Below are 8,704 nucleotides of genomic sequence, written 5' to 3'. Positions count from 1 at the left end.
GTCCGCGTACCGCGCGGCCTCGCCCCCCACCTCGCGCAGCACGGGGATGTCGGCCGCGACCACGGGGCAGCCGCGGCGCATGGCGTCGAGCACGGGCAGCCCGAACCCCTCCGAGAGGGACGGGCACGCGTAGACCGCCGCTCGGCCGTACAGCGCCTCGAGCTGGGCGGAGGTGACCCATCCCAGCAGGAGGACGTCCTCGGCGAGGCCGAGCTCGGCCACGAGGGGCGCGAGCGGGTCGTCGCCGTGGCTGCCGGTCAGCGCGAGCTGCGGGCGCTGCCCGGCAGGGATCCGGGCGAGCGCGCGAAGCAGCCCGGCAAAGTTCTTGTGCGGCATCCGGTTCCCCGTGCTCAGCACGAGAGCGCGGCCGGGGTCCACCCCGAGTGCCGCGAGCTCGGCGTCCGGGTCCTCGACGGCCGCAGGCGAGCTGCCCGCCAGCGGGGTGGGCGTGATCCGGTCCCGCGGGATGCCGAGCACCCGGACGACGGCCTGCGCCGAGGCCTCGCTGTCCGTGATCACGTGCGCGGCGGTGCGGGCGGTCCGCCGGATGATCCAGGTCGTGACCTCCTGCGTGACCCGGCTGGTCTCCGGGTTCGGGAATTCGAAGGCGATCACGTCGTGCAGGGTCACGACGCGCGGGACCGATCCCGTGCCGGGACCGAAGTTGGCGGGGCACCAGAGCAGGTCAGCGCCCAGCCGCGCCGTGCGTCGGGCGATCAGGGCCGTCTCCGCCAGGGCCCACAACGGGCGGTTCTCCCCGACGAACGGCACGGGGTGCACCGTGCCGGGGAACCAGCCGGAGACCTCCTCGAGGCCCGCCGAGCCGACGAGCCCCACCAGCTCGAGCTCCGGCCAGGCGGCGGCGAGGCGCGGGAGGACCTGTCGGGCGTAGGTCTCGGTGCCGCCACGCTTGCCGGTGTAGTAGAGCAGGTCGACGGCGAGACGCACCCGTCCGCCCTCGGTCACCGCTCCCCGACCTCGGTGGCCTCGGCGCCGTCCGCGACCTCGACCGTCGACGGCGGGTTGCTCCGCGCGCGGGTCGGCACGGTGAGGATCCCGATGAACATCGCCGACATCATCGTCTGGAACCCGAGCATCAGGCCCAGGGCCGCAGGCACGGCGATCCGCACGGCCTGCCGCGCGTCCAGGCCGCCGAACCCGGTCTCCCGCCACCGCAGGACCTGGACGACCGCCACCGCGATCCCGAGCACGAAGATGGCGAGGCCGACGAGCAGTCCGCGTTCGATCGTCAGCCGGTCCACCAGGGCCCGGAACCGTGGCCCGGCGGGGAGGAAGCCCTCCTCCGCGGCGTAGACCTTCGTGAGGATCGCGAAGAGCACGGCCTGGTAGCCCACGACCGCGACGCCCGCCGCGTACACCATCGTCGAGACGTCGAAGCCGACCGAGCCGACGGCGACGGGCCCGAACAGCAGGACCAGGCTGGCGAGGGCACCGATCGCCAGGAGCACGGCGCCCGGGTAGAGGAACATCCAGGTGGGCGAGAAGATCAGCAGGAAGCGCAGGTGCCGCCACCCGTCGTGCCAGCTGCGCAGGTGCGGCGGGCGGGAGCGGCCGTCCTTGCTCAGGGTCGTCGGCACCTCGGCGATGCGCAGCTTCGCGAGCGTCGCCTTGACGACCATCTCCGAGGCGAACTCCATCCCGGAGGTGCGCAGTCCGAGACCGAGGATCGCCTCGCGGTCGAATCCGCGCAGTCCGCAGTGGAAGTCGCGCACCCCCGGCCGGAAGAACAGCGCGCCGATCCCGGACAGGACGGGGTTGCCGAGGTAGCGGTGCAGCGGCGGCATCGCCCCTGGCGCGATCCCGCCGCGGAAGCGGTTGCCCATGACGAGCTGGTTGCCGGCCCGGAGGCTCTCGACGAAGGGGTCCAGCGCGGAGAAGTCGTAGGAGTCGTCCGCGTCGCCCATGATGACGAACCGGCCGCGGGCGGCGGCGATGCCGCCGATGAGGGCAGCGCCGTAGCCACGCTCGCTGATGGGCACGACCCTCGCGCCGAGCGACTCGGCGATCGCCTGCGAGCCGTCCGTGCTGCCGTTGTCCGCGATGACGATCTCGCCCTCGACGCCGGACCGCTCGAGGTAGCCCCTCGCCTTGCGGATGCAGGTCTCGAGCGTCTCCGCCTCGTTGAGGCAGGGCATGAGGATGGTGAGTTCGCAGCGTTGCGCGAGAGTCATGCTGATCCGTCCGGAGGCAGGTCGTGGCGCGTCACTGTACCAACGGCCACCCGACGCCACGGCGTCATCGGCGACGCGATTCTGCGAAGGCGGCGAGCAGCCGTTCGGCGGTCACCTCGACGGTCCGTTCGCGTACGGCGCGCTCGTACCAGGCGCGGGTCGTCGAGCGCATCGTCGGCCCGGCGAGCACGACGCGCACCAGCGCCGCCCCGAGCACCTCGGGAGCGAGCGAGGTCGCGACGACACCGTTGACCCCGTCCTCGACGAGCTCCACCGCGGCGTTGTCCGGCGCGTCCACCAGGACCACCGGGGTCCCGTGCGCCGCAGCCTCCACGACCACCAGCCCGTAGCCCTCCCGTCGGGAGGGGTTCACCAGACATGCGGCGGCCGCGAGGTGCCGGTCGAGCTCCTCCTGCTCGACGAAGCCGGGAAGCGTGACGTCCTCGGTCAGGCCGAGGCGATCGACCTCGGCCTGGACCGCCCGTCGCTGGCCCCCGTCCCCCAGCACGACGGCACGCAGCGTGGGGATCTGCGTGCGGGCCCAGGCCACCGCGGCCGGGATGGCGTCGACCTGCTTGTCGGGGATGTGCCTGCCGACGTAGACGACGGTGGGCGGCTCGGCCGCTGCCTCGTTCGCCGGGCCGAGGACCGCCCCGTGGATCAGGCCGGGGCTCACCAGCGGGGCGTTCGGGGTCCCGTCGGCGACCAGTCGCTCGGCGTGCAGCCGGGAGTGGCAGCTGACGAGCGGGCTGACCCGCGCCGCCCACCGCTGCAGGGTCGCCGCCACCCGCCCCACGACGGGGCCCGAGTACTCCAGCCACTGCTCGCGCCTCCACACCTCGAGGAAGTCGGCGCAGACGAGCGTCCGGCTCCCGGCGAGCGCGAGGCGCACGGCGAAGACGTTGAGCACGGGGAGGGCACTGACCAGGACGACGTCATGGCTCCCGCGGTGCCGAGCGAGGTACCGGACGAGGCCGGCAGCGAAGCGCAACGCCGGGAGGAGCCGGCGGTTGCCGTGCTCGTCGTACAGGCCGGTCCGCCCGCTGACCGCCCGGACCCTCACGCCCGGCACGCTCGGAGCCGGTCCCGTCCACTGCTGCCGGGTCAGGTAGGTGACCTCGTGCCCGTGGCGCGCGAAGGACTCCGCCAGCAGCCGGTACAGGCGCTCGCCCCCTCCCGTGCTCAACGGGAAGAAGCAGTCGAAGGCGATCGCGATCCGCACGCCGCGACCCTACCGGCGGGGGGTGGCGCCCCGGCACCCCACCGACCTCCGGAGCCCGGCCCAGGCGATAGTGTCTCGACGTCACGAAACGGAGGGGGCTGCGCTGTGGCGATCGAGGCACCTGCACGACCCGGCTCGAACCGCCGGGTGTTCTGGCGCGCCTTCGCCCTGATCTCGCTGGTCACCGCGCTGTGGTCGCTGGCCAGCCCCTTGGCGGCGGGTCCGGACGAGAACGCGCACATCGTCAAGGCCGCGGCGGTGGTGCGGGGTGACCTGCACGGCACGAGCGCCCCCGACAACCCCGGTTCCGGGATCGTGACCGTCCCCGCCGAGTACGCGTCGATGATGGCGTACCCGACCTGCTTCGCCTTCAAGCCCGAGGTCTCCGCCGACTGCGCCGGCCCCCTGCTCACCGGGGAGGCGGCCGAGGAGCCCACCCAGGCGCCGACCTGGGTGATCCGCAACAACCCCGCGTACTACGCGATCGTCGGCCTGCCGACCCTGCTCCCGGCCGCGCCGTGGACGATCTACCTCATGCGCCTGATCAGCGGGCTGCTGTCCAGTGCCGTGCTCGCCTGGGCGTTCGCGACCCTCGCGCGTCTCCCCCGCCGCGCACCCCTGGCCCTCGGGCTGCTCACGGCGATGACCCCGATGGTGATCTTCCTCAACTCGGTGGTGAACTCCTCTGGGCTCGAGATCTCGGCGTCGCTCGCGCTGTGGGCCGGCCTCTTCGCTCTGCTGCGGTACCCGGACCCCGCCCAGCTGACCCGTCGCGCGGCAGGCATCGCGGTGGTCACCGTCGCGCTGGCGAACACGCGAGGGCTCTCGTTGCTGTACGTCGCGGTCATCGTCCTCGCAGCCGTGGCGTCCGCGCCGCTGTCCTCGTTCGTCGCGACGGCGATGGACCGCAGGACCTGGCCGTGGCTCGGGCTCATCGTGGCCGGGGTGGGATCGGCCCTGTGGTGGACCTTCTCCGAGCAGACGCTGGCCGCGGGAGGGAGCACCCATCCGGACCTGACCTTCCTGTCCGTCGCCAAGCGCACGTTCCTCGAGTCCGGCGACTACCTGGTCACCTCGATCGGCAACTTCGGCTGGCTGGACACCGCGCTTCCCGCCACCGTGAAGCTCGCGTTCGCCGCTGTCCTCGGCCTGGTGGTCCTGCTCGCGCTGGCCATCGCCTCTCGACGGGACGTGGCCCTGCTGCTCGGAGTGGCGGCCATGTCCGTGGTCATCCCCGTGCTCCTGCACGCCTGGCAGGCACATGCCGTCGGCTACATCTGGACGGCCCGGTACTCCATGCCGCTGTTCGTCGGGGTGCCGGTGGTCGCGGGCTTCATCGCTCACCGGCAGGCCGAGGCGCTGGCGGCGTGGGCCGACCGCCGACTCGTGCTGGTCGCGGCCTCCACCCTGGCGGTCGTCCAGCTCCTGGCCTTCGCGGTGAACCTGCGCCGGTACGTCTTCGGGGCCCCCGGATCGTGGAACCTCCTCGCGGAGGGCGACTGGTCCCCGCCGGTCGCCCCCGGGATCCTCCTCCTCCTGCTCGCCGGAACCCTCGCGGCCGCGGTGGTCGCCGCGGTCCGGTGGAGCAGCCCGGAGCGGGCATGAGCGACCCCCGGGTCAGCGTCGTGGTCGTGACCTGGAACGGCCTGGCCCTCACCCGGCGGTGTGTGGAGTCCCTGCGCGCCCAGAGCCTAGAGCCGGGCGAGATGGAGATCATCGTGGTGGACAACGGCTCGTCGGACGGGACGGTCGAGGCCCTCTCGTCGGAGCCGGACCTCCGCGTCGTCCCTCGTGCCGTCAACGGTGGTTTCGCGGCCGGTGCGAACGCCGGCATCCGCGCCGCGTCGGGCGAGCTCGTCGTGCTGATCAACAACGACGCGGTGGCCGAGCCCGGCACCGTCGCCCACCTCGTGGCCCCGTTCGCCGCAGGACGCCGGGTCGGGGCGACCACCGGGACCGTGCTCCTCAGCGGGCGGTTCGCCCCCGCACCTGCGGGGTCCACCGGCGCCCTCGTCTCCTCGGACGGCAGCCGCTGGCTGCGGACGGCGCAGGGCGGGACCCGCCTGCTCAACTCCACCGGGAACGAGGTCACCCGCTCGGGCAACGGCCGCGACCGGGACTGGCTCGCCCCGGCGGACGCTCCCCCGGCCCCCGCGGAGGTCTTCGGGTTCAACGGTGGCTGCGTGGCGTTGAGCCGCGCTGCCCTGGACGACGTCGGGCTCCTGGAGGAGTCGCTCTTCATGTACTACGAGGACACCGAGCTCTCCTGGCGGTTGCGGCGTCGGGGCTGGTCGATCGAGCACGTCCCGTCGGCCGTGACGGTGCACGACCATGCCGCGTCCTCGGGGACGGCCTCTGCCTTCTTCCAGGACCACAACGAGCGCAACCGCGTGCTCGTCGCCCTGGTGCACGCCCCGTGGCCCGTCGTGCTGCGCGCCACCACCCGCACGCTGGTGCGCACGGTGCTGGGACCCGAGCGTGGCCGGCGACTGCGCGTGATCGGGTCGATCCTGCGGCGCGTTCCCTGGGCGCTGCGTCGGCGCCGCGAGGTGGACAGGTCAGCGAGTGTCCCTCGGGACGTCCCCGCCGCTCTGCTCGTGCCCGACGGCGGTGGCCGATGAGCCGCGAGGACGCAGGCCTGCGGGTCGCGCTCACCGTCGAACAGCTCTGGCAGGCCGTCCCCGGCGGCTCGGGGAGCTACATCCTCGAGCTGCTCGCCGCGCTCGCCGAGCGTGACGAGGTCACGACGGTCGGCCTCTCGGCGCTGCACCGCGGAGCGCCGGGCCCCGATCTCACGCCCCCTGGCCCCGTCCGGGCCTTCCCGCTGCCGCGCGCCGCGCTGTACCGGTTGTGGAACCGGGTCCCGGGCCCCCGTCCCGAGGCCCTGCTGCGCGGGCTCGACGTCGTGCACGCGACCACCTGGGCGATCCCGCCGACCCGCCGCCCGCTCGTCGTGACGGTGCACGACCTCGCATTCCTGCGCGACCCGGGGCACTTCACCCCGGGCGGGGTGCGCTTCTTCACCCGCGCACTCGAGCGGACCAGGGACGAGGCCGACGCGGTCGTCGTCCCTTCGCAGGCCACGGCCGAGGACTGCGTCGCCGCCGGGATCGAGCCCGAGCGCGTGCACGTGGTCCCGCACGGAGCGCCGGCGTGGACGGTGTCCGCTCCTGACGTGGCCGGCCTGCGTGCGCGGCTCGCGCTACCGGAGCGCTTCGTGCTGTGGTGCGGGACCCAGGAGCCACGGAAGAACCTCGACGGCCTGCTCCGTGCCTTCGAGGTCGTGGCCCGGGAGGACCCCGACCTGGACCTGGTCCTGGTCGGTCCGAGCGGCTGGGGTGAGCGTCACGGGTCGGCGACAGGTGCCGCTGCGGGGCGGGTCCACGAGCTCGGCCGGCTCCCCGTCGCGGACCTGCGCGCCGCCTACGCAGCGGCGACGTCCTTCGCCTTCCCGTCGCACTGGGAGGGCTTCGGCCTGCCGGTCCTCGAGGCGATGTCGGTGGGCACGCCCGTGGTCACCTCGCGCGCCAGCTCGATGGCGGAGATCGTCGGGAGCGCGGGGATCCTCGTCGACCCGACCGACCCGGCCGACCTCGCCGCGGGGATCCTGCGCGCTTCCGGGGCGGAAGGCCTCCCGCTCGGGGCACTGGGCCGTGCTCGCGCGAGGGAGTTCACCTGGGCGCGGTCCGCCGAGGGGCATGTGGCCGCCTACCGCGCGGCAGCGGGGCTCACCGGCGGTACTGGATCTCCTTGATCCGTTCGAGCTGGTCCTCCAGGAGCACCCGGTTGGTGCGCTGCAGGTCCGAGAGGACCCCGAGGGCGAGGGAGAGCAAGGAGGCGACGGCCATGATCGAGCCGAAGATGAGCGACTGCACCATGCCGCTCGTGTCGCCGCCGATCAGCCACTCCACGAGGAAGCGCAGCAGGGGGATGGCAGCGAGCACGCCGAAGAAGATGGCGAGGGTCGCGAAGATCACGTACGGCTTGAACATCAGGTAGCTGCGGATGATCGCCGAACCCGACTTGGCCATGTGGTGGAAGATGTTCTTGAACAGCCGGGACTCGCGGGTCTTGGCGTTCGTCACCACCGGGACCGAGGCGATGCGCAGCCGCTTGTTGCCCGCCTGGATGATCGTCTCCATGCAGTAGCTGAACTGCGTGACGACGTTGAGCCGGATCAACGAGGCCGCGGAGTACGCACGGAAGCCGCTGGCCGCGTCGGGCAGCTCGGTCTCGGCCGCGCGGTTGACGACATGGCTGCCGATCCGCTGCATCTGCTTCTTGAACGGCGAGAAGTGCTCGATGGTGTGCGTCTGGCGGTCGGCGATGACGATGTCCGCGTCGCCCGCGATGATCGGCTTGACCAGGTCCCCGATCCGGTCCTGCGGGTACTGGTTGTCCCCGTCGGTGTTCACCACGATGTCGGCGCCCTGCGCGAGCGCGTAGTCGATCCCGTCCCGGAAGGACCGCGCCAGGCCCATGTTGCGCGTGTGGTGCACGAAGTGCGTCACACCGTGCGCGCGGGCCACCTCCAGCGTCCTGTCCGTCGAGCCGTCGTCGATCACGAGGATCTCGAGCTCGTCCACCCCGTCGATCTCCCGAGGGATCGACTCGAGGACCGCCGGAAGCGTCTCCTCCTCGTTGAGGCAGGGGATCTGGATGAAGACCTTCATTGACTTCCAAACGCAAGGGCCCGCGCGCTCGAGCCCGCGGGGCTGGGGGATGTGACGGCATCGCCACCGGCGCGGACACGCACGGGTGGCGACCTGACAGGCGATCCTACAGTTCGCGCCGCGACAAGCCTGTACCCACGGCAGCCGGTACCCGGCCGCTGAGAGCACTCAACCAGCCGACCGCTTCGCGGACGTACGCGCCGGACACGCTCAGGAGGCGATCACCAGTTCGAGCGCGGGAAGTCCATCGCTCGGTCCCGGGAATCCGGGCATTCCTTCTTGGACCAAGCCGAGCTCGACGCGAGCGTCCCCTTCGGGGATCGAGGAGGGTGGCGCCAGGACCACGGTCAACCGCTGGATCCCGCCAGGGAAGACCGAGCGCGGCAGGTCGACGATCTGAGGGACGGTCTCCGTGCCGGCCCGCCACCAGGCCACGAGTCGAACTGAGCCGACACGCCCGTCGACGGTTTCGAGCGGCGACCACGGGTCTGAGCCCAGGTTGGTCAGGTCGAGTTCGAGCACACAGTTCGCCTCCTGCGTGACGCAGGCCGTTCCGGGCTCCGGGGCGGAGACGACGGCGAGGTCGTAGGCATAGCTATCGAGAGCGGCTCCCCCTT

8 protein-coding genes are annotated in these 8,704 nt (G+C 72.5%); 3 read left to right on the top strand and 5 right to left on the bottom strand.

Going from position 1 to position 8,704, the window contains the following annotated elements:
• The 3 genes from ABWK99_RS10375 to ABWK99_RS10365 form a co-directional block, all read right to left on the bottom strand.
• Positions 1 to 966 (bottom strand): glycosyltransferase family 4 protein (locus tag ABWK99_RS10375; protein ID WP_372594629.1); only part of this gene is annotated, 966 nt, incomplete at its 3' end.
• Positions 963 to 2,192, bottom strand: a complete 1,230-nt coding sequence (locus tag ABWK99_RS10370) for a glycosyltransferase family 2 protein (RefSeq protein WP_372594628.1) — start codon at positions 2,190 to 2,192, stop codon at positions 963 to 965. The genes ABWK99_RS10375 and ABWK99_RS10370, both read right to left, overlap by 4 nt.
• 64 nt (positions 2,193 to 2,256) lie before the next feature.
• A complete protein-coding gene (locus ABWK99_RS10365; protein ID WP_372594627.1) occupies positions 2,257 to 3,414 on the bottom strand; it encodes a glycosyltransferase family 4 protein in 1,158 nt (385 codons plus the stop codon).
• A gap of 105 nt (positions 3,415 to 3,519) precedes the next feature.
• Here ABWK99_RS10365 and ABWK99_RS10360 point away from each other — a divergent pair, with 105 nt between their 5' ends.
• From ABWK99_RS10360 to ABWK99_RS10350, 3 genes are read left to right on the top strand one after another with little or no spacing between them, the layout of a single operon-like run.
• Positions 3,520 to 5,019, top strand: a complete 1,500-nt coding sequence (locus ABWK99_RS10360) for a DUF2142 domain-containing protein (RefSeq protein WP_372594626.1) — start codon at positions 3,520 to 3,522, stop codon at positions 5,017 to 5,019.
• Complete coding sequence (locus tag ABWK99_RS10355) at positions 5,016 to 6,035, top strand: glycosyltransferase family 2 protein (RefSeq protein ID WP_372594625.1); 1,020 nt, start codon at positions 5,016 to 5,018, stop codon at positions 6,033 to 6,035. Before ABWK99_RS10360 ends, ABWK99_RS10355 begins: the two co-directional genes overlap by 4 nt.
• On the top strand, positions 6,032 to 7,168 hold the full coding sequence (locus ABWK99_RS10350) for a glycosyltransferase family 4 protein (RefSeq protein ID WP_372594624.1): 1,137 nt from the start codon (positions 6,032 to 6,034) through the stop codon (positions 7,166 to 7,168). The genes ABWK99_RS10355 and ABWK99_RS10350 overlap by 4 nt, the downstream gene beginning before the upstream one ends.
• Here ABWK99_RS10350 and ABWK99_RS10345 read toward each other — a convergent pair.
• Complete coding sequence (locus ABWK99_RS10345) at positions 7,143 to 8,087, bottom strand: glycosyltransferase family 2 protein (protein ID WP_372594623.1); 945 nt, start codon at positions 8,085 to 8,087, stop codon at positions 7,143 to 7,145. The two genes, ABWK99_RS10350 and ABWK99_RS10345, sit on opposite strands and share 26 nt — an antisense overlap.
• A gap of 210 nt (positions 8,088 to 8,297) precedes the next feature.
• Positions 8,298 to 8,704: hypothetical protein (locus ABWK99_RS10340; protein ID WP_372594622.1), on the bottom strand; the 407-nt coding region annotated here is incomplete at its 5' end.

This window comes from Actinotalea sp., from assembly GCF_041597215.1.
GTDB lineage: Bacteria > Actinomycetota > Actinomycetes > Actinomycetales > Cellulomonadaceae > Actinotalea.
The sequence above is the reverse complement of the archived record's forward strand: the minus strand, read 5'-3'. Positions and strand labels throughout refer to the sequence as shown.